Below are 19,693 nucleotides of genomic sequence, written 5' to 3' on the forward strand. Positions count from 1 at the left end.
GACCACCTCCGATCAGAGGGTGGTGCTCGCCGATGGAAGTCGTACCCGTCCCGTCGGCCGATACCCCGGGGACAGGCACAGCGCGCCCCACGGCCCGTCGCACTCGTGCTCGATCAGGGATCTAGTGGCCTCGCACGTCGCCAGATACCACCAGATCCATGATCGGGCACGATCAGGCGGCGTAGCGCCGCCCGGACCCACCCGACTGACGCGGGCGCGGATCACGTCCCCGGTACAGCCAGGGGGCCAGCCACGGGGTGAGCGAGACGAGGGCTACGGCGAGGGCGGTGATGACGGCCTGCCCGACGCGGCCCGGGGTGACGCCGACCGCCGGGTCCAGCACGTAGTTGGCGTACCCGTTGGCCGCCGCGTCGGTCGCCAGCACGACACAGCCCAGCGTCAGCCCCTGCACCCGGCGAGCCGCCAGCAGGAGCGCCGCCAGTGGATCGCACAGTGTCAGGGACGTGAAGTAGAACGTGAGCCACCCCGGCATGGTGAGCTGCGGCGCGAGCTCCGGCACGAGCAACTGGAGTACGTGGACCACGGTGCCGTAGCAGAAGACCAGCACGGCGACCGACACGACGAGTCGTACCGCGCGTGGTACGCCACGCCACCGACCGGTGCTCACCCGGCCCAGTCTGCCCCAGCCGCGCGAGCACGGCCCGAGCCGTTACAGCGGGCTCGGGTGTGCCTGTTCCATCGGCATCGGGACCTGGAGGAAGGTGGTGCCGCGCAGGTCCAGCCAGGCCTGGTCCGGGCCCCGCACCAGGCGCAGCATCACCTCTTCGCAGGACGGGCAACGCGCGATCAGGCCCGGGGCGTGCGAGAAGACGTGCAGGCTGGCCATCGAGCCGACCATCCCGCAGTTCTCGCAGCGACCCATCGCGGTGCTCAGGTCGACGGCGAACAGCTCGCGCAGCGGGCCGTCGAGCATGTTGCCGTCCAGGTACGACATCTCGGTCATCGGGTCTCCTCGACGTAGCGCGGGCGGGTGCGGTCCGGGTGGGTGTGGTCCGGGTGGGTGCGGTCAGCCGGTGGGGCCGAAACGCTCGGTCTTCACCCGCCGCGACGGGTGGCCCAGCCCCACCAGCAGGTCGGCCACGGTCTCCACGAACCCGGTCGGGCCGCAGACGTAGGTCAGGGGTTCCAGGTCCGGCGGCCAGCCGTGGGTGTTCACGTCGGCCAGCCCGATCCGGTGCGGCTCGCCGCGCCATCCCTCGGGCACCTCGCGGGTGTAGACGTACGCCACGTCCAGCCCGAAGTCGTCGCGGACCCGGCGGCGCAGCTCGTCGGCGTAGATCACGTCGGTCGGGGTGCGCACCGAGTAGAGCAGCCGGAACGGCACCCGGTTGCCGACCAACCGACGCGCGCGGATCATCGCCATCAGCGGCACGATGCCGGAGCCGCCGGCGAGCAACTGCACCGGCGCGGTCTCCTCCGGCCGCCAGATGAACCAGCCGCCGAGCGGGCCGCGTACCTCCACCGGGTCACCCTCGCGGTAGGTGTCGGTCAGGTACGGCGACACCTCGCCGTCGGGCACCCGCTGCACGGTCACCTCGATCCGCGGGCCACCCGGACCGTCGACCACCGGCCCGGCCACCGAGTACGACCGGGCCGCCTGGTAGCCGTCCGACGAGGTCAGCCGCAGGTCGACGTGTTGCCCGGGCAGGTGCCCCGACCAGTCCGGCACCTCCAGCACCAGGGTCTGCGCGCTCGGCGTCTCCACCCGGCGCTGCACCAGCCGGCCGACCTGCCACCGGATCGGCGTACGCGCCGGGGTGCCGGTCGCCACCGCGCGCTCAGTCACCCTGGTACCGCTGTTCGCGCCACGGGTCGCCGTAGTCGTGGTAGCCGGCGGTCTCCCAGAACCCCGGCTCGTCCATCGTCTTGAGCTGGATGCCGCGCACCCACTTGGCGGACTTCCAGAAGTACAGGTGCGGCACCAGCAGCCGGGCCGGCCCGCCGTGCTCGGGGGCCAGCGGCGCCCCCTCGAAGGTGTGCACCACCCAAGCCTGGCCGCCGCGCAGGTCGTCCAGCGGCAGGTTCGTGGTGTACCCGCCGTAGGACTGCGCGAGTGCGAAGTGCGCGCCGGTGTCCACGCCGTCGAGCAGGGTGTCCAGCGAGACGCCCTGCCAGGTGGTGCCGAACTTGGACCAGCGGGTGACGCAGTGGATGTCCACCGTCGGCGTCTCCTGTGGCAGCGCCATCAGCTCCTGCCACGACCACCGGTACTCGGCGCCGTTCTCGGCGGCGAGGACGAACTCCCAGGTGTCCAGCGACACCCGGGGCGTCGGGCCGGCCGAGAGCACCGGAAAGTCCTCGGTCAGGTACTGCCCAGGCGGCAGGGCCGTCTCCTGCGAACGGGGCCGACCTTGAAAGCCCGGTGACACGATTCCCATTGCACAGTCGTACCACCCGCGCCGGCCGGGGCGGGACCTTTCCGGCGTACCCCCTTGTTGCCCCGGCGCGGCGCGGTCAGTGCCGCTCGGTCACCACCTCGCGCTGCTCGGTCTGATCGTCACGGGTGGCGCGCAGGCTGGTCAGGGTGACCACCACCAGCACCCCGATGATCACGCCGAGCGAGGCGAGGGTGGGGATCTGCGGCACGCTGCTCCAGATCCCGTGCGCCCAGTGCAGGCCCAGCTTGAGCCCGATGAACGCCAGGATGATGGCCAGGCCGTAGCTGAGGTGCACCAGCCGGCTCAGCGCCGCGTGCAGGACGAAGTAGAGCGCCCGCAGGCCGAGCAGGGCGAACGCGTTGGTGGCGAAAACCAGGTACGGGTCCTCGGTGATGCCGTAGACCGCCGGCACCGAGTCGACGGCGAAGACCACATCGGTGGCCAGCACCGCGACCACCACCAGGGCGAACGGGGTGAGTGCCCGCTTCGCGCCCTGCCGCACGGTCATCCGGGTGCTGTGGTACTCGTCGACCACCGGCATGACCTTGCGCAGCAGCCGCACCGAACGCATCTTGTTGATGTCGACTTCCTGCTGGTGCCCGGAGAGGGCGTCGCGCAGCAGCTTCACCGCGGTGGCGATGAGGATGATCGCAAAGAGCAGGAACGCGAAGTCGAGAGTCTGCAACGCCGCCGCACCGAGCGCGATGAAGACCGCGCGCAGCACCAACGCGCCGGCGATGCCGTAGAGCAGCACCCGCTGGGCGAGTACGGCCGGCACCGCGAACGCGGCCAGCAGCAGCATGAAGACGAAGAGGTTGTCGACCGAGAGCGACTTTTCCACCAGGTAACCGGTGAGGTACTGCACGCCCTGCTCGGAGCCGTAGCGGGACCATATCCAGGCGCCGAACGCCAGCGGCAGGGCGATGTAGAACGCCGACCAGCCGATCGCCTCCCGCATGGACACCTCGTGCGGACGGCGGGTCACCAGGAAGTCCAGGACCAGCAGGAGGATCACGCCGACGATGGTCAACGCCCACAGGGTGGGCGTGCCGACCGACGACAGCTCACTGGTTGCGGACAGGTACGACACTGCGGTCATGGGGCCTCCTCGAACACCGTGTCATGTTCGAGGTCTCCTTCACCCATCGAAGATGGGCAACCACCCGAGGCACGCCGGGCGTGCCGTACTGACCGGAATGGTTCGTGGGAAGTACTCCCCTCGTACCCGCAAGGTTAGGCCAGGCCCATTCGCCACGCCAAGCGGGTCATCGATGGTTGCCCTGACCAACCACTGTGTGCGACCTGCCGAAATGCCTCGATCAGCCGCGGCGCAACGTCGCTCCCGGGGCCATCGACTGCTCCACCAGGCCCCGGAAGTCGCGCGGTAGCTGGGTGGCCACGTCGTCGAACTCGCCTCCGCTGATCGCCTCGCGCAGGGTGGTGAAGACGGCCCGTACGGCGTCCCGCGCCGCGGGCTCCTGCACATCGGCGCGCAACGCGACCCGGGCGACGAACTCCGCCGCCCCGAACCGATCCGCCTGCTCGATGCCCGGATGCGGCTTGAGCACCAGCTGCAGCGGCCGGGGAAGCTGGGCCGCCAGGTCCAGAACCTCGCCCCCGGTCAGCCGCTCGGCGAACGTCTCCAGCACGGCCCTGGTCAACTCGACCGCCTGTTCGGACGGAGTCCGGGTGCGCTGGGCAACCTGGTCGATGAAGGTGTCGTAGTTCATCGCGTACTCCCTCGGGCTCGCGTCGGGGCCTGCGGGTACCCGCGGTGGCCGGGTGGAAACGGCGCCGGATTTCCTCGGTCGTGCCGGGCGTGACCGGGCGGCGGGCGGGTAACCGCCGCCGGTCGTGACCACATCGATGCCCCGAGGAGCCGCTGCCATGGCGAGCTACGCCGAAGTCCTGCAGTACCTGTCGAGCCTGGACTACCCGGCCGGGAAGAACGACGTGGTCCGCGAGGCCGAACGGGAGGGTGCGCCGCCGGACGTGCTGAAGGCGTTGCGGGCCCTGCCTCCGGTGGACTACGCCAACGGCACCGAGGTCGCCCGGTCCGCCGGCATCGAGGCGGCACCCGAGGTGGGCCCGGCACAGCGCGCCGCGCAGGCCCGGGACAAGCAGCACAGTCGGGTCTCGCAGCACCTACGCGGCATCTGACCCGCCGGTGCGGGGTGCGGAGCGGCTGTCCCGACGGCCGGACGGGCGCACCCCGGCGGCGGTGCAGCTCGCCATCGTGGGAGTGGTCGGCGCCGTCGTCGGCGGCCTGTTCGGCTTCCTGGTGTCGCCGCGGCTCGCCCCGCTGGCCGGCTGGGACGCCGCCGCGCTGAGCTGGTTGGTGCTCGTGTGGCACAAGTTGTGGCGGCTGGACGCCGCCGGCACCGAACGGCTCGCCTCGTACGAGGACCCGAACCGGGCGATCCGCGACGTGGTGCTGCTGATCGCGTGCCTGGCCAGCCTGCTCGCGGTCGGGCTGGTGGTGGGCAGCGCGCACGCCGCGCCACCCGGGGCGCTGCGCGACGCGTACGGAGGGCTGGGCGTGCTCAGCGTGGTGCTCTCGTGGCTGGTGGTGCACACGGTGTTCGCCGCCCGATACGCCCGGATCTTCTACACCGGCCCGAACGGCGGAGTGAACTTCAACCAGACCGAGCCGCCGTGCTACTCGGACTTCGCGTACATGGCGTTCACCATCGGGACCACGTTCCAGATCTCCGACACCAACCTGACCAGCAACGAGATGCGCCGTACGGTGCTGCGGCACTCGATGGTGTCGTACCTGTTCGGCGCGTTCATCATCGCCGTGACGGTGAACCTGCTGGCTGGCATGGCGCGCTGAGGGCCCGTGCCGCGGCACCGGGACAGCCGGCTGCGAGCGGCCGCCGGGACAGGCGGGCGCCCCTGGTCACGAACCGCGACCGGGGCGCCACGCAGACCTGTCCTGGCGGTAAGCCGCGCCCGAACCGGGTCGCGGCCACCAGGCGGTGGATGTCCGCCCGAACCGGGCGGCCAGCACTGCCGGGCCTAATCATATGACAGGCCATCCTCCGTACGGTCAGTTTTCGTCATACTGTGGGCCAACGCACGTCAGCTCAGCTCGGCGTACCGGTGCTCCAGGTCGACCCGCGCCAGGGCCCCCACCAGCCAGGCCAGCTGCTCGGACTCGTTGGCCAGGCCGGCCAGATCGTCCGCCGAGCGACCCAGCCCGAGCCGGCGGGCCGCGGTCAACGCCCGCCGGTCGGCCACCGGGGCCACCTCCCGCCACAGCGCCTGCGTCTCGCGCAGGAACAGGTCGACGACCTGATCGTCGACCCCGGGCAGGTCATCGAGGAGTGCCCGTTCCCGGGCCGGGTCACGGTGCGCCACCGCGCGCAACCGGCGCAGGTCACCCCGGTACCGCTCGACGATCGTGCGGGCCAGATCGCCCAACAGATCGGCCAACGCGTTCACGTCACCGCGCTGGCCGCTGTCGCGCAACACCCGTACCCGGTCCTGATCCAGCGACCGGGCCAGCCGAGCGGGGCTGTCCCACCCCTCGTCGCGCAGCGCCCGCGCGCCGTCCAGCGCCCGCCGGAAGTCGCCACGGCGGGCCAGCAGCACCGCGAGGTAGAGCACCTGGAACAGGCTCGACGGGTTGTTGGTGACCCGGAAGCCGTACTGCTCGGCGAAGCCCCGCCCGCTCCCGGCGAGCCGGCGGGCCAGGCGCTTCCGGTCCTCGATCGGGGTGATCAGACTGGTCGGCATGCCGGCGACTACCCATGCCGCCGATGGTCATACGCCGGCTTTCGGCACCGGGTCGTCGCTCCTCGTCCGGCCGTGCGCTCCTCGTGCGGCCGTGCGGCCGTGCGGTCCTCGTCCGGCCGTGCGGTTCTCGTCCGGCCGTGCGGTCCTCGCGGGTCGCGCGGTCAGCCGTGCCGGTCGCGGTGCGGTCGCGGGCGGACGCACGGTCAGCCGTGCAGGTCGCCGGTGCGGTCGCGGGCCTTGAGGCGGGTGGTGGGCAGGGCGGGCGCCGGCAGTGGCGGCGCCGGGTCGTCGGTGACCACGCCGAAGCGCCGTCCGGCCATCCAGTCCTCCCGGGCCGCGACGACCTCCTCGTGGGAGCGGCCGACGAAGTTCCACCACATCACCAGCGGCTCGTCGAATGGCGTCCCACCCAGCAGCAACAGCCGAGCCCCGGCCCCACCACGCACGGTCAACTCGCGGCGGCCCGAGCCCAGATAGAGCAGCGCCCCCGGCTCGAACCCGACCTCGGCGGCCTCGGCCGAACCGGACATCGCCAGGATGGCGTACTCGAAATCGGGTCGTAGCGGCAGCGTGGTCGGCGCCGAACCGCGCAGCTCCAGCTGCACGCCCACCAACGGGGTGTGCACCACCGCTGGCGAGCGCTGGCCGGCGAACTCACCGACCAGCAACGTCAGGTCCAGCTCGCCGTCACGCCAGCGCGGCAGGTCGGCGTGGTGGGCGAAGTCCGCCGCTCCGGCCCGCGCCGGGTCCGGCAGCGCCACCCAGAGCTGCACGCCGTGCATCACCGGCGGGTGGATGGCCGGCGACCGCTCCGAGTGGGCGATGCCCTGCCCGGACGTCATCACGTTCAGCTGGCCGGGCCGGATCGGCTGGACGTTGCCCAGGCTGTCGCGGTGCAGGATCTCACCGTCCAGCAGCCAGGTCACCGTCTGTAGCCCCGTGTGCGGGTGCGGCGGCACCTCCATGCCGGGCCGTTGCGCCACGTCGTCCGGGCCGAAATGGTCCACGAAACACCACGCGCCGACCATTCGACGGGGACGCTGCGGCAGCAGCCGCCGGACCGTCGTGTATCGCCCCAACGGCACGTCGTGGCCCGGCAGCAGCACGCTGCCGGGATCGACGTCGGCCACGCCAGGTGGTCGGGTCTGCGCCAGCATTGCTTCGGTACGCTCCACCGCCCGACTGTACGCCCGCGCCCACCCGGCGTTCCGCCGCTTCCCGTACGGCTCAGGGTCCTTCACCTGGTGGTTTGCGTCGCGGTTTGCGTGGTGGTTACGTCGCGGTTCGCGCGGCGGCTGCGTCGCGGTTCGCGTGGTGGTTACGTCGCGGTTCGCGCGGCGGCTGCGTCGCGGTTTGCGCGGCGGCTGCGTCGCGGTTTGCGCGGCGGCTGCGTCGCGGTTTGCGTGGTGGTTACGTCGTGGTCTACCTGGCGCCGGGGGCCACCGTCACGGTGCCGGCACCCGCGACCAGGTCGAGGTAGAGCCGGTCCGCCGAGCGGTCCCACCCCGGCGTACCGAGCAGTGCGCCAGCGGCCACCCCGCTCCAGCGCTCGTCGCCGACGATGACCGAGCCGGCGCCGGCTCCCGCGCGTACCCGTACCGGCGGCTCGCCGGACACCCGCACGTCGAGCTGGCTGGCCCCGCCGGTCAACCGCACGATCATGGTGCCGCTCACCGGCGGCAGCAAAAGCTCGGTGCGGGCCGACCCGCCGGCCAGGTCCACCCCCAGCAGCCGGGCCCGGGTCAGGTCCAGCACCTGACTGCTCACCCCGCCAGCCAACTGAAGACGCCAGCCCACCCGCTCGCTGAGCAGCACCCGTACCGCCCGCGCCCCGGATGCCCCGGTCGGCGCCAGGCCGAGCCGTACGGTCTCGCCCAGCAACTCCGGCCGAGCGACCAGGCCCGAACCGGCCGGGCTGCTGATCCGGTAGAGGTCCTCCCCCAGATCGGCCACCCGCAACTCGAACGAGGACAGCCCATCCGCGAGCACGAAAGTAGCCTGCCGCCGACCGGCCAGCGGTGCCGTCAACATCTGCTCCCCGGCGGCCACCGCACCCTCGTCACCGGGCCGGACGTCGCTCACGGCAGGGTCGCCCGGGTTTGCCGGAGCGCCGGAGTAGGCCGTACCCAGGCGGTCTGGGTCGGCGACGATCACGACGACCGCGGCGGTGCCGAGGAGCAGTACGACAACGGCCGCCGCCAGCAGCAGTCGAGCCCCGACGGACCAGCCCCGGGGCGCGTCCACGGCACTCGTCGGCCCCGACTCCGCAGCCGGCCCGCCGCCTGCACCCGATCCCAACTCGACTCCCGGTCCCGGCCCGACTCCCGGTGTGGGTCCCGGCCCGGCTCCCGGTCCCGACTCGACTCCCGGTCCAGGCTCGGCCGAGCTCGGCTTGGTTCCCGGTCCCGGCTCCGGCCCGCGATCCGTGCTGTGTCCCACTACCGCCATGCCCTCGTCCCTCCGCCGGCCCGCAACGGGGAGTACGTACCCACCGGCCGAGTGGATCACTCCGTGCCGACCACACCACTCCCCTGCGTCGCCAAACCAGAGATCTTGGACAGTTACCGTTCCGCCTGGAGTTGACGCGGAACGGTAACTGTCCAAGATCTCCTCGTACGGTGCCTGGGTACGCCGCTGGCCGGCACCCCTGGGGGTGCCGGCCAGCGTTCGGTGCTGGGTGGGTCAGCTGTTCCAGTGCTGGGCGACCAGGTCGGCGGCCTGCTGCTCCCACTGGGCGTAGGCGTCGGGGTAGGCCGAGACCTGCACGGTCTGCGCGGCCTGGGTCAGCGGCATGTCCTGCCAGCCGTCGACCTGCTTGAGGCCCTTGAGGAACGCGGAGGTCGCGTACGCGGGGTCGGTGATCTGCTCCGGCGTACCCCAACCCGAGCTGGGGCGCTGCTGGAACAGGCCCAGCGAATCATGATCGTTGGCGTCGCCCAGGTGACCCAGGTTCTCCAACTTCGACTCCTGCAGGCTCGTGGCGATCGAGATGACCGCCGCCCGCTCAGGCAGACCCGCCTTCTTCGTGGCCGCGATGATGGCCTTGGCGTCATCGGTCTGCTCACCGTTCAGGGCGATCCGGGACTGCTCACCCTGCGTACCGTGCGGGATCAGCTTGGCCATGTCGGGCTTGTCGGCCTGCACCACGGCGACGGGCTTGGCGTCGATCGTCGGGGCGGCGGCGTGCGCGGCGATCGGACCGGCGAAGATGCCACCGGCGAACGCGAGACCAGCAACGGACAGCATGCTCTTACGGATGATCGTGGTCATGGGGGTAGCTCCTTCGGGAGTAGAGACACCCGCAACCGTTCCGGGGGACGGCACCTGCGGGTGTGAGCACCTCGTCCGGCGCATCAAAGGGGGAAGTCTTGGGGTCGGCGGCCTGCGAGCGGGGGCTCGTGGCGCCGGGTCCAGGTGTAACGACCGCGGGCCGGGGATCATTCCGGGGGCCGGCCCATCCGCTCCGCTAGCAGCCTGTCGGTCGAGGCCGGGGGCGGGTCGCTCGGGGGCGGCTGGTGGTGCTGCGATCGTCAGGGTATGTAACGCCGCCCGGCCAGCCCCGATTCCAGCCCACGAGTGCACCCGATCACAGGACGCACCACCCCATACCGAGCATCCGGCGGCCAGACCGCCCACCGTTCCGGGCCAGACCGGACGGCATGCCGACGATCCACACGAGGTCGCTGACGGCGCTGTACCCGGGCAAGCGGGACACCCCCCGACATCGCCAATCCCGTGTCGATCATGCGACCGCGACCGGCGCGCAGAAGACAAGCGCCCGGCAAAGATCGGCACAAAGCACGCACAACGCCCCCCGGAAACCCCAGGACCCGGCGACCCCTCCCTTCCCCGCCCCTTCCCCGCCCCCACAGCCGCGTCGATCTAGGGCATATCGCTGCTTTGGTAGATCAACTAGCGACGATATGCCCTAGATCGACGGGGCCACTGGCGGGCGCGGGCGCGCCGGGGGGCGGGCGCGCCGGCGGGGCGGGCGGGGGGACGACGCGGCACGGCGTCTGGCGGGCAGCCGGGGATATACCGCACAGGTATATCCATGACTCGCAGGTGTAACGCCTAGAAGGGCAACGCAGCGCGCGGGGAGACGCCTCACTCTGCAAGGCGGGAGCGGACCTTGGCAGCGCACTCGTCCAGCACCGACTGCGCGTCCAGCCCCAGGCTTTCGATGGCCACCAGGGCAGTGAAGGCGACGTCCGCCAGCTCGGCTGCCACATCCTCGCGGGTGTGGGTCACCCCCTTGCGCGGATTCTGCCCCAGCAAGCCGATCCAGGCCGCGGAGGCTTCTCCCGCCTCCTCGGTCAGCTTGAGGATGCGACAGGTCAGTTCCGTCTGCCCGGTGCCGTTCGCCGCGTCCAGCCAGCCGCGCGACGCCCGGGCCGCCTCCCAGATCGACTCGTCCACGCGATCAGTCAACCCGACGGGCCCACCCCGCCATGCACCCGGGCCGGCCAACCAGAGCAGCGCGGGAAGGACCGGGCCGGCAAACCAGAGCAGCGCGGGAAGGACCGGGCCGGCCAACCAGAGCAGCGCGGGAAGGACCAGGCCGGCAAACCAGAGCAGCCGAGACAGGGCCGGGCCGGTCTGACTGGCCGACCAGTTGGACCTGACCTGCCGGTCAGCGCGGCCATTGACACTGGTCGACGGCAGTCCTAGGTTCAGGACGCTACCGGCCGGTAGGCAACCGTCCCGCCTGGTCGCCCTCGGGCGACATCCGTCCGATGGGGAGCAACGATGCTGTCCGCACCCACCCGTACTCTTCGGCGCCTGCTCGCCGCCACCGCGACCCTGACTCTCGCGGTCGGGCTCGCCGGCGCCGCACCCGCGACCGCGACCGCCGCCGACCGCGATCCGGGCGGCAGTCAGCCACTGCCCGGCTACACCATCGAGAATCCACCGCTTGCGCCGCTGGTCGTGGCCGGAAAACCGACGACGGTACGCCAGGGAGTGCGCCGCCACGCCGCGTACATCATCGAGGTTCCCGCCCGGTGGAACGGCGACCTGGTGCTGTGGGCGCACGGCTACCGTGGCCAGGGCACCGTGCTCTCTCCGGAGCCGCCGGGCCTCGGGCTGCGCCAGCGGCTGCTGGACCAGGGGTATGCCTGGGCGTCGTCCTCGTACGACCGGAACGGCTTCGACATCCGCTCCGGGGTGCTGAGCACGAAGGACCTCGCCGACTACTTTGGACGGACGGTCCGCCGACCGCAGCACACCTACCTGACCGGCGTGTCGATGGGCGGCTACATCATCGGCCGCTCGTTGGAGCAGTATCCCGGCTTCTACGACGGGGCGCTGCCGATGTGCGGGGTGCTCGGCGACCAGACGTTGATGGACTACTTCCTGGACTACAACCTGGTCGCGCAGACCCTCGCCGGGGTGCCCGCCTACCCCACGCCGGCCGACTACCTGACCAACGCGGTACCCCGGATCCAGGTGGGCCTCGGCCTGGCCGGGCTGACCCCGACCGGCCCGGACACCACCACGGACCGGGGTAAGCAGTTGCGCGCGATCACGGTGAACCGCTCGGGCGGTTCCCGGCCCGGCGCGGACGCAGCGTTCGCGGTCTGGAAGGACTTCCTCTTCTCGATCAGCGTCACCGACGGCGGCGACTCCCCTGCCGAGCGGCCTGGTCAGCTCGCCACCAACCTGCTCACCCGTTACTCGCCGAACAGCCCGGTCAACGTCAACGCCTCGGTGCCGCGGATCGCACCGGAGAACGTCTGGCAACGGCTGCTCCCGACACTGACCCAGGTGCCGCGGGTCGCCGGCCGGCCCACCGTGCCGGTGCTCAGCCTGCACGGCCTCGGCGACCTGTTCGTGCCGTTCAGCATGGAGCAGGCGTACGCCACCGACGTGGCCCGGCAGGGTCGCAGCCGGCTGCTGGTGCAGCGGGCCATTCGGACCACGCAGCACTGCGAGTTCAGCCCGGCCGAGGCCGGCGCCGCGTGGGACGACCTGGTCTCCTGGGTACGCACCGACAAGCGTCCGGCAGGTGACACGGTGACCGATCCGGCGGTGGTGGCGCGTCCCGACTACGGCTGCCGGTTCAGCGACCCGGCCGCGTATGCCGCGGGGGTCGGCACCCGTCGCCTCTACCCCGCCTGCTGACCGCCGGCGGGTAAGCGGAACCCCCGTCGACGGGTCGGCGAACACTCGTCGACGGGGGCAGCGCGCGAACCACTGTCGGCGGTAGACACATAGACCATGACGAACACCCTCGACCGTCGTACCCTCCTGCGCATGGCCGGCGCGTCGGCCGGCACCGCCGTGCTGGCCGGCGCCACCCTCGCCGCCGGCGGGCCGGCCCACGCGGCCGACGGCGCCTTCCGACACGGGGTCGCCTCCGGCGATCCGCTGCCGGACGGCGTCCTGCTCTGGACCCGACTGACCCCGACCGCCGAGGCGCAGCCCGGCTCCGGCCTCGGCCCCGAGGTGGACGTGACCTGGCAGGTCGCCGCCGACCCGGACTTCACGACGGTGCTGGCCGCCGGCACGCAGCACACCGGCCCGGACCGCGACCACACGGTGAAGGTGGCGGTGAGCGGGTTGGCGCCGGCGACCACCTACTGGTACCGGCTCGGCCACGCTGACGGCTGGTCGCCGGCGGGCCGCACGATGACCGCGCCGCCGGTGGACGCGGAGATCGACCGACTGCGCCTCGGTGTGGTGTCCTGCGCGAACTGGGAGGCTGGGTTCTTCGCTGCGTACCGGCACCTGGCCGAGCGCGGTGACCTCAACCTGGTGGTGCACCTGGGCGACTACCTCTACGAGTACGGCAGCGGGGAGTTCGACGCGGGCGGCACGGTGGTCCGCGCGGTGCAGCCCTCGCATGAGGTGCTCACCCTCGCCGACTACCGGATTCGGCACGCGCTCTACAAGACCGACCCGGATCTCCAGTCGCTGCACGCCGCGCTGCCCTGGGTGATCACCTGGGACGACCACGAGGTGGCCAACGACCAGTGGTCCGGCGGCGCGGAGAACCACACGCCGGGCACCGAAGGCGCGTTCGTCGACCGGCTCGCCGCGGCCCGGCAGGCGTACCTGGAGTGGATGCCGGTGCGCACCGGCGTGGACGGCGCGATCTACCGGCGGCTCCGTTTCGGCCGGCTCGCCGAACTGTCCATGCTGGACCTGCGGACGTACCGCTCGCAGCAGGCGTCCGGCACGGCCGTGGACGACCCGGGGCGCACCATCACCGGGGACGCGCAGATGTCCTGGCTCAAGGCCGGGCTGGCCTCGTCCAACGCTCGGTGGAAGCTGGTCGGCAACCCGGTGATGATCGCCCGGGTGGACGTGGGGGCGCTGCCCGCCTGGCTGCTCGGCCCGCTGGGCACCCTGCTGGGCATTCCGCAGAACGGCGCGGTGCTCAACGCCGACCAGTGGGACGGCTACAACGCCGACCGCAACGAGTTGGTCGACCACCTGCGGGCCACCGGCACCACCGATGTCGTCTTCCTCACCGGCGACATCCACACCTCCTGGGCCAACGAGGTGACCACCCGCTCCACCGGGCAGAACAATCCGGCCGCCGCCGAGTTCGTGGTGCCCTCGGTGACCAGCGACAACGTCAACGACTTCCTCGGCCTCCCGGCCGGCAACCCGCTCAGCGCCTTGGGTGCGGGGCTGCTCCGCACGACGAACCCGCACGTGCGTTGGACGGAGCTGGACGGGCACGGGTACGGCGTGCTGGAGGTGACCCGGCAGCGCTGCCGGATGGACTGGTACCACCTGGCCGACCGGACCCGCGCGGCCAGTGCCAGCCGCTGGGTGGCGGGGTGGTCGGTGGGTGCCGGCTCGGCGAAGCTGCGCAAGGAGTCCGCGCCGCTGACCTGACCACGGTACGACGACGCCGGCCGGCCCCCGAAGCGGGAGCCGGCCGGCGTGCGTGCGATGTCACCAGAGCTGCTGGACGATGTCCGCCGCCTGCTCCTCCCACTGCGCGTACGCGTACGGGAAGGCGGAGACCTGAACGGTCTGCGCGGCGGCGGTCAGCGGAAGGTCCTGCCAACCGCCCACGTTCTTGAGTGCGCTGAAAAAGGCCGTGGCGGCGTAATCCGGGTCGGTGATCTCGTCGGGGGTGCCCCACCCGGACGACGGACGCTGCTGGAACAGGCCCTGCGAGTCGTGGTCGTTGGCGTCGCCGAGGTGGCCGAGGTTGTACAGCTTCGACTCCTGCAACGAGGTGGCGACGCCGATAACCGCACCCCGGTCGCCGACGCCGGTCTTCTTGGCCGCGTCGACGATCGCCCGCGCGTTGTCGAGTTGCGCGTTGTCGAGCGGGATGCGCGACTGGGCGCCCTCGATGCCGTGCGGGATGAGTTCGTCGCGGCCCGGCTTGCCGGCCGGCGGCTTGCCGGTGGCCGAGCCGGTGGTGAGCCCGGACTCGACGGGCTGGTCGTGGTCCTGCTTCTGCGGCGCGGCGGTGGCCTTGCCGGTGGCGAGGTCGATGGCGGCGACGGCGCCCTCGTGCGGTCCGGAGGTGACCGGGGCGGCGACCGCGGTCGGCCCGAATGCCAGGCCGCCGATGGCGGCAACACCCAGCACACTCAGCGCGGCCTTGCGGTGCGAATCCTTAGCGATGGCGGGGAGCCATCGAGTGAAGTCAACCTTCACGATGGTGGCCCTCTCGATCGTGCGGAGCGCTCCGGGGTGAACGCTCCTCGGGAGATGAACCGCGGAAAGGGTTTGGGCTCCGGCGGTACGGGGGACACAACCAGGTTCACGTGTCGGTCATTCCGGAAATGCCGGTACGCCGTCGGGTTGCGGCCCCGGTCACCCCGGGAATCGGACTCACCGGACGGCACCGGCCGAAACGTCGAAAACCTCAGGCTCGGGAGCATCCGTCGGCGCGTGCGGTACGCCGTACCGGACCAGGACGTGCCAGAGCTGCTTGAGATGCTGCAGGGTGACCGCGACCGGCCCCCGGTCGGCCCACCGGTCCGGCTCGGCGACCACGGAGGCAGCGGCGCGACCGATCAACGCGGCGTCCACCGGCTCGCCGGGCCGGGCGAACTCGCGGTGCACCCGGGCCGCCAGCACCGGGATCGCCGGGCCGCGAAATTCCGGGTCTACCTGGTCGACCGGTAGCACGAAACCGGGGTGCCAGAGCAGCGGGAAGCCGTACCGCCGCGCGATCAGCTCCAGCGTCGCGCCGACCGGGGTGCCGGCGAAGGACGGGTCCACCACCAACGCCTCGACGTCCCGAGCGAGGTCGAGTGTGCCGTGCACCTGGGCCTCGACATAGTCGTCCAGTGCTCGACCGGCCACGGGTGGCATGGGTGGGACGACCGGCCCGTCCAGCAGCGTCCGCACCACGGTGCGAATGTCCGTTCCGGCCCGTCCCAGGCACTCGCTGGTGGCGACGGTGCTGGTCAGGAGTTCGGCGAGCACCGGTTCGAAGACGTCGGCGGTGGCGGTGGCACGGGGGCTGAGGTGGCTGTCGCCGTGCAGGAAGGTCGCACGAGCCAGCACCGACGGGCGCAGCCGCAGGTGACACGAACCGAACCGGGGACAGGCGCCGTCCGGATGGTCGAGCAGGTTCAAGCCGCCGTACGTGGGCCGATCCGCGAGGGCCACCCCGGCACGCTGGTACGCGTCACCGAACATCAGGCTCTCCCAGCGGTCCCGGTCTCCACCGGGGTACGCGGTGAGCCCACCGTTGGAGATCCCCGTGACGAACTGGCTGCGGTAGACGCCGTCCTCGGCCAGGGCCGCGGCAACGGCCCGCCCATCGACGCACGCCCGGTCGGGGTGGAAGTTGACGGTCAGCCGCCCGTGCGTGGAGATCGCGGCGAGCAGCTGTTCCGGCCGGCTGTCGACGTCAGCCTCGACGAGGACGCGGGCGACGGTTTCGACCGCGGCGGGACGCTCCACGAGCGCCACCGACCGCACGTACGCCAGCGCCGCCGTCTGGGCCGGGGTGAGGACGGCGACGGCTGGCATGCGCGGGAGCGTAGCGTCGTGCGGCCGGCCCGGCGACCGGTTAACCGTCCTCAGTGACCCCGGGCCAGCCACTCCTGCAAGTGCGGGGCCTCCGCGCCGATGGTCGTGTCGTCACCGTGCCCGGTGTGCACCACCGTCTCCGCCGGCAGGGTGAGCAGACGGGTGCGGATCGACCGGATGATGGTGTCGAAATCGCTGTACGAGCGACCGGTGGCACCGGGCCCGCCGGCGAAGAGCGTGTCGCCGGTGAACACCGCACCCAGCTCCGGCGCGTGGAAGCCGCACGCGCCGGGGCTGTGGCCCGGGGTGTGCAGCACCCGCAGCGTGCCGCCGGCGATCTCGATGAGCTGCCCGTCGTGCAGCTCGCCGTGCGGCGGCAGTTGGGGGTGCACCAGATCCCAGAGCACCCGGTCGGCGGCGTGCAGGAGCACCGGAGCGCCGGTGGCCTCGGCCAGCTCGGGCGCCACCCGGACGTGGTCGTCGTGCGCGTGGGTGGCCAGGATCGCCCGGACCTGGCGGTCTCCCACCAGCGCGAGGATCGCGTCCACGTCGTGCGGCGCGTCCAGGACGACGCACTCGGTGTCGTCGCCGAGCACCCAGACGTTGTTGTCCACGTCGAACGTCTGCCCGTCCAGCGAGAACGTGCCGGCGGTGACCACGTGGTCGACCCGGGCGGTCACGGGAACACCACCACCGAACGGAGCACGTCGCCACGGTGCATCCGGTCGAACGCCTCCTCGACCTGGTCCAGCGCGATCTCCTCGGTCACGAACGCGTCCAGGTCGAGCCGGCCCTGCAGGTACAGCTCGGTGAGCAGCGGGAAGTCCCGGCTGGGCAGGCAGTCGCCGTACCAGCTGGACTTGAGGGCGCCGCCCCGGCCGAAGACGTCCAGCAGCGGCAGCTCGACGGTCATCTGCGGGGTCGGTACGCCCACCAGCACCACGGTGCCGGCCAGGTCGCGGGCGTAGAACGCCTGCTTCCACGTCTCCGGTCGACCCACCGCGTCGATCACCACGTCGGCGCCGAAGCCGCCGGTGGCGGCCCGGATCGCCTCGACCGGGTCGGTCTCGGACGCGTTCACGGTGTGCGTGGCCCCGAACCGGCGGGCCCACTCCAGCTTGCGGGAGTCGGTGTCCACCGCCACGATCGTCGTCGCGCCGGCCAGCGTCGCCCCGGCGACCGCGGCGTCCCCGACACCACCGCAGCCGATCACCGCGACCGAGTCGCCACGGGTGACGTTGCCGGTGTTCATGGCCGCACCCAGCCCGGCCATCACCCCGCAGCCGAGCAACCCCACCGCGGCGGGCCGGGCGGCCGGGTCCACCTTGGTGCACTGACCGGCGTGCACCAGGGTCTTCTCGGCGAACGCGCCGATGCCCAGCGCCGGTGCCAGCTCGGTGCCGTCGGTGAGCGTCATCCGCTGCTTGGCGTTGTGCTTGTTGAAGCAGTACCAGGGGCGGCCCCGCCGGCAGGCGCGGCAGACTCCGCAGACCGCCCGCCAGTTGAGCACCACGAAGTCGCCGGGGGCGACGTCGGTGACGCCGTCGCCCACCTGCTCGACGATGCCCGCCGCCTCGTGGCCGAGCAGGAACGGGTAGTCGTCGTTGATGCCGCCCTCGCGGTAGTGCAGGTCGGTGTGGCAGACGCCGCAGGACTGGATCCGGACGATCGCCTCACCGGGGCCGGGGTCGGACACCACGATGGTGGTGACCTCGACCGGTGCGCCCTTACTGCGGGAGATGACTCCCCGGACTTCCTGGCTCACTTCGCCTCCTGCTGGTGGTGTGCGGCGGGCACCTGGCGAACCTACCGCGATCACCGCAGCCGGCCCAGTCGGCCGGGCGGCGGGTTATCGCCGGTCGCTTCGGGTACGCGGGCCGCATTCGGGACCACAGCCAACCAGGAGTGATCATGAAGCTCGCGCACCTGCCACTGCGGGTCACCATCGGCGCGTTCGTCCTCAACTCCGGCCTCAGCAAGCGGACCCTGGAGGGCGAGGCGGAGGGCATGCACGCCATGGCGGTCGGCGCCGTACCGCAGCTAAGCCAGTTGGAGCCGGCGCGGTTCGCCAAGCTGCTGTCGTACGCCGAAATCTCCCTGGGCGCCGCGTTGCTCGCGCCGTTCGTCCCGGCCACGCTGGCCGGGCTCGGTCTGACCGCGCTCGGCGCGGGCCTGGTGCAGCTCTACCTGAAGACGCCGGGGATGCGGGAGGCGGGCAGCCTGCGACCGACCCTGGCGGGCACCCCGCTGGCCAAGGACTCCTGGCTGCTCGGCGCCGGGCTGACCCTGGTGCTGGAGGGGTTGACCCACGGCCGTCGGCGCGGTTGACCGACGCCGGGGCGAGGAGCACCCCGACGGCCGTTATCTTGGGGGCGACCCGGTCGGCCTGAGGAGCTGCGTTGACCCATTCCCGTTCGGTGCGGCCGTTCTACCGCCCGATGAGGCCCCGTCGCCGGGACGAGCCGAACCGTGCGGCCACCCCGCTGGAGCTCTTCTTCGACCTGTGTTTCGTGGTGGCGGTGGCGCAGGCGGCCGGCAGCCTGCACCACGACGTGTCCGAGGGCCACCTGCGTCACGCGGCGGTCAGTTACCTGATGGTGTTCTTCGCGATCTGGTGGTCGTGGATGAACTTCACCTGGTTCGCCTCGGCGTACGACACCGACGACGACGTCTACCGGATCACCACACTGGTGCAGATCGCCGGTGCGCTGATCCTCGCGGCCGGCGTGCCGCGCGCCTTCACCGACGGCGACTTCACGGTCATCACCTACGGGTACGTGGTGATGCGGCTGGCCGCCGTCGCGCAGTGGGTTCGGGCGGCGGCCGGCGACCCGGCGCACCGCGCGGCGGCCCGCCGGTACGCGATCGGCGTGACCGTGGTGCAGATCGGCTGGCTGCTGCGGCTGGCGCTGCCCGCCGAGTGGGGCATCGCGTCGTTCGTGGTGCTGGGGCTGGCCGACCTGCTGGTGCCGGCGGTGGCCGAGCGCCCCGGCATGACCCCGTGGCACCCCCGACACATCACCGAGCGGTACTCGCTGTTCACCCTCATCGTGCTCGGCGAGGCGGTGCTGTCCATCTCGGTGGCGATCCAGACCGGGCTGGACGCCGGCGACCACGGGCTCTGGTCGCTCGCGGCGGCCGGCGCGGTGATCGTGTTCGCGCTCTGGTGGCTCTACTTCGACCGCCCGGTCGAGGCCCCGGACCGACTGCCCTACTCGTTGATCTGGGGCTACGGCCACTACTTCATCTTCGCGGCGATCGCCGCGGTCGGCGCGGGCCTGGTCGCGGCGTCCGACCACGAGCGGCACCTCGCGCACATCTCCGGGACGACGGCCGGGTACGCGGTGGCCGTACCGGTCGCCGTCTTCCTGCTCACCGTCTGGGTGCTGCACGTCCGCCCGCAGCAGCGCGGCGCACTGGTCGTGGCCTTCCCGGTCGTCGCGCTGCTGGCGTTGCTCGCGCCGCTGGGCCCGATGCCGGTGCACCTGCTCGCGCTGCTGCTGACCGCCCTGGTGGTGCTGACCGTGCTGCTGCGCCAACGTGACCTCCGGTCGGCCCCGGAGGCGTCCGGCCCCGACCCGACCTGACCCGGTCGA

21 protein-coding genes are annotated in these 19,693 nt (G+C 71.9%); 6 read left to right on the forward strand and 15 right to left on the reverse strand.

Features of this window, described 5'->3' with window-relative positions; all coding sequences use genetic code 11:
• Positions 1–172: 172 nt before the first annotated feature.
• The 6 genes from ACFQGL_RS17175 to ACFQGL_RS17200 all read right to left on the reverse strand — a co-directional run bounded on the left by ACFQGL_RS17175 (position 173) and on the right by ACFQGL_RS17200 (position 4,129).
• The gene (locus ACFQGL_RS17175) at positions 173–628 is read right to left on the reverse strand and encodes a hypothetical protein (RefSeq protein ID WP_377512888.1); all 456 of its coding nucleotides are present in this window, start codon (positions 626–628) and stop codon (positions 173–175) included.
• 42 nt (positions 629–670) lie between these two features.
• Entirely contained in the window at positions 671–964 is a 294-nt protein-coding gene (locus ACFQGL_RS17180; RefSeq protein WP_377512890.1) for a DUF6510 family protein, read from the reverse strand.
• Between the two features lie 63 nt (positions 965–1,027).
• The gene (locus ACFQGL_RS17185) at positions 1,028–1,792 is read right to left on the reverse strand and encodes a ferredoxin reductase (protein WP_377513160.1); all 765 of its coding nucleotides are present in this window, start codon (positions 1,790–1,792) and stop codon (positions 1,028–1,030) included.
• Between the two features lie 7 nt (positions 1,793–1,799).
• The gene (locus ACFQGL_RS17190) at positions 1,800–2,399 is read right to left on the reverse strand and encodes a sulfite oxidase-like oxidoreductase (RefSeq protein WP_377512892.1); all 600 of its coding nucleotides are present in this window, start codon (positions 2,397–2,399) and stop codon (positions 1,800–1,802) included.
• A 76-nt stretch (positions 2,400–2,475) separates the two neighbouring features.
• Positions 2,476–3,498, reverse strand: a complete 1,023-nt coding sequence (locus tag ACFQGL_RS17195) for a TerC/Alx family metal homeostasis membrane protein (protein WP_377512894.1) — start codon at positions 3,496–3,498, stop codon at positions 2,476–2,478.
• A 220-nt stretch (positions 3,499–3,718) separates the two neighbouring features.
• The gene (locus ACFQGL_RS17200; RefSeq protein WP_377512896.1) at positions 3,719–4,129 is read right to left on the reverse strand and encodes a DUF2267 domain-containing protein; all 411 of its coding nucleotides are present in this window, start codon (positions 4,127–4,129) and stop codon (positions 3,719–3,721) included.
• A 157-nt stretch (positions 4,130–4,286) separates the two neighbouring features.
• Between ACFQGL_RS17200 and ACFQGL_RS17205 the strand changes: the two genes are divergently transcribed.
• Positions 4,287–4,559, forward strand: a complete 273-nt coding sequence (locus ACFQGL_RS17205) for a DUF2795 domain-containing protein (protein ID WP_377512898.1) — start codon at positions 4,287–4,289, stop codon at positions 4,557–4,559.
• 7 nt (positions 4,560–4,566) lie between these two features.
• Positions 4,567–5,235: a DUF1345 domain-containing protein gene (locus tag ACFQGL_RS17210; RefSeq protein WP_377512900.1), complete on the forward strand. Its 669-nt coding sequence runs from the start codon at positions 4,567–4,569 to the stop codon at positions 5,233–5,235.
• A 248-nt stretch (positions 5,236–5,483) separates the two neighbouring features.
• On the opposite strand, the gene ACFQGL_RS17215 is transcribed toward ACFQGL_RS17210, so the two are convergent.
• The 5 genes from ACFQGL_RS17215 to ACFQGL_RS17235 form a co-directional block, all read right to left on the reverse strand.
• Positions 5,484–6,140 carry a hypothetical protein gene (locus ACFQGL_RS17215; protein ID WP_377512902.1) on the reverse strand — a complete coding sequence of 219 codons (657 nt, stop codon included), beginning with the start codon at positions 6,138–6,140 and terminating at the stop codon, positions 5,484–5,486.
• Between the two features lie 203 nt (positions 6,141–6,343).
• Positions 6,344–7,315, reverse strand: a complete 972-nt coding sequence (locus tag ACFQGL_RS17220) for a pirin family protein (protein ID WP_377512904.1) — start codon at positions 7,313–7,315, stop codon at positions 6,344–6,346.
• Positions 7,316–7,562: 247 nt separating this feature from the next.
• Complete coding sequence (locus ACFQGL_RS17225) at positions 7,563–8,384, reverse strand: hypothetical protein (RefSeq protein WP_377512906.1); 822 nt, start codon at positions 8,382–8,384, stop codon at positions 7,563–7,565.
• 438 nt (positions 8,385–8,822) lie between these two features.
• Positions 8,823–9,410, reverse strand: a complete 588-nt coding sequence (locus tag ACFQGL_RS17230; protein ID WP_377512908.1) for a hypothetical protein — start codon at positions 9,408–9,410, stop codon at positions 8,823–8,825.
• 837 nt (positions 9,411–10,247) lie between these two features.
• A complete protein-coding gene (locus tag ACFQGL_RS17235; protein ID WP_377512910.1) occupies positions 10,248–10,559 on the reverse strand; it encodes a MazG-like family protein in 312 nt (103 codons plus the stop codon).
• A 330-nt stretch (positions 10,560–10,889) separates the two neighbouring features.
• Between ACFQGL_RS17235 and ACFQGL_RS17240 the strand changes: the two genes are divergently transcribed.
• Positions 10,890–12,263, forward strand: coding sequence for a hypothetical protein (locus ACFQGL_RS17240; protein WP_377512912.1), 1,374 nt, complete (start codon positions 10,890–10,892; stop codon positions 12,261–12,263).
• Between the two features lie 96 nt (positions 12,264–12,359).
• Positions 12,360–13,988 (forward strand): alkaline phosphatase D family protein, encoded by a 1,629-nt coding sequence (locus ACFQGL_RS17245; protein ID WP_377512914.1) that lies wholly within the window; start codon positions 12,360–12,362, stop codon positions 13,986–13,988.
• A gap of 60 nt (positions 13,989–14,048) precedes the next feature.
• On the opposite strand, the gene ACFQGL_RS17250 is transcribed toward ACFQGL_RS17245, so the two are convergent.
• From ACFQGL_RS17250 to ACFQGL_RS17265, 4 genes are all read right to left on the reverse strand, one after another.
• A complete protein-coding gene (locus ACFQGL_RS17250; RefSeq protein WP_377512916.1) occupies positions 14,049–14,768 on the reverse strand; it encodes a hypothetical protein in 720 nt (239 codons plus the stop codon).
• A gap of 177 nt (positions 14,769–14,945) precedes the next feature.
• Complete coding sequence (locus tag ACFQGL_RS17255) at positions 14,946–16,097, reverse strand: DUF3626 domain-containing protein (protein ID WP_377512918.1); 1,152 nt, start codon at positions 16,095–16,097, stop codon at positions 14,946–14,948.
• A gap of 50 nt (positions 16,098–16,147) precedes the next feature.
• Complete coding sequence (locus ACFQGL_RS17260; RefSeq protein ID WP_377512920.1) at positions 16,148–16,777, reverse strand: MBL fold metallo-hydrolase; 630 nt, start codon at positions 16,775–16,777, stop codon at positions 16,148–16,150.
• Positions 16,774–17,862, reverse strand: a complete 1,089-nt coding sequence (locus ACFQGL_RS17265) for an S-(hydroxymethyl)mycothiol dehydrogenase (RefSeq protein ID WP_377512922.1) — start codon at positions 17,860–17,862, stop codon at positions 16,774–16,776. Before ACFQGL_RS17265 ends, ACFQGL_RS17260 begins: the two co-directional genes overlap by 4 nt.
• Before the next feature lie 146 nt (positions 17,863–18,008).
• Between ACFQGL_RS17265 and ACFQGL_RS17270 the strand changes: the two genes are divergently transcribed.
• Positions 18,009–18,425: a hypothetical protein gene (locus ACFQGL_RS17270; protein WP_377512924.1), complete on the forward strand. Its 417-nt coding sequence runs from the start codon at positions 18,009–18,011 to the stop codon at positions 18,423–18,425.
• Positions 18,426–18,496: 71 nt separating this feature from the next.
• On the forward strand, positions 18,497–19,684 hold the full coding sequence (locus tag ACFQGL_RS17275) for a low temperature requirement protein A (protein ID WP_377512926.1): 1,188 nt from the start codon (positions 18,497–18,499) through the stop codon (positions 19,682–19,684).
• The last annotated feature ends 9 nt before the right edge of the window (positions 19,685–19,693 follow it).

Source organism: Micromonospora vulcania (assembly GCF_042658605.1).
Classification (GTDB): Bacteria; Actinomycetota; Actinomycetes; order Mycobacteriales; family Micromonosporaceae; genus Micromonospora; species Micromonospora vulcania.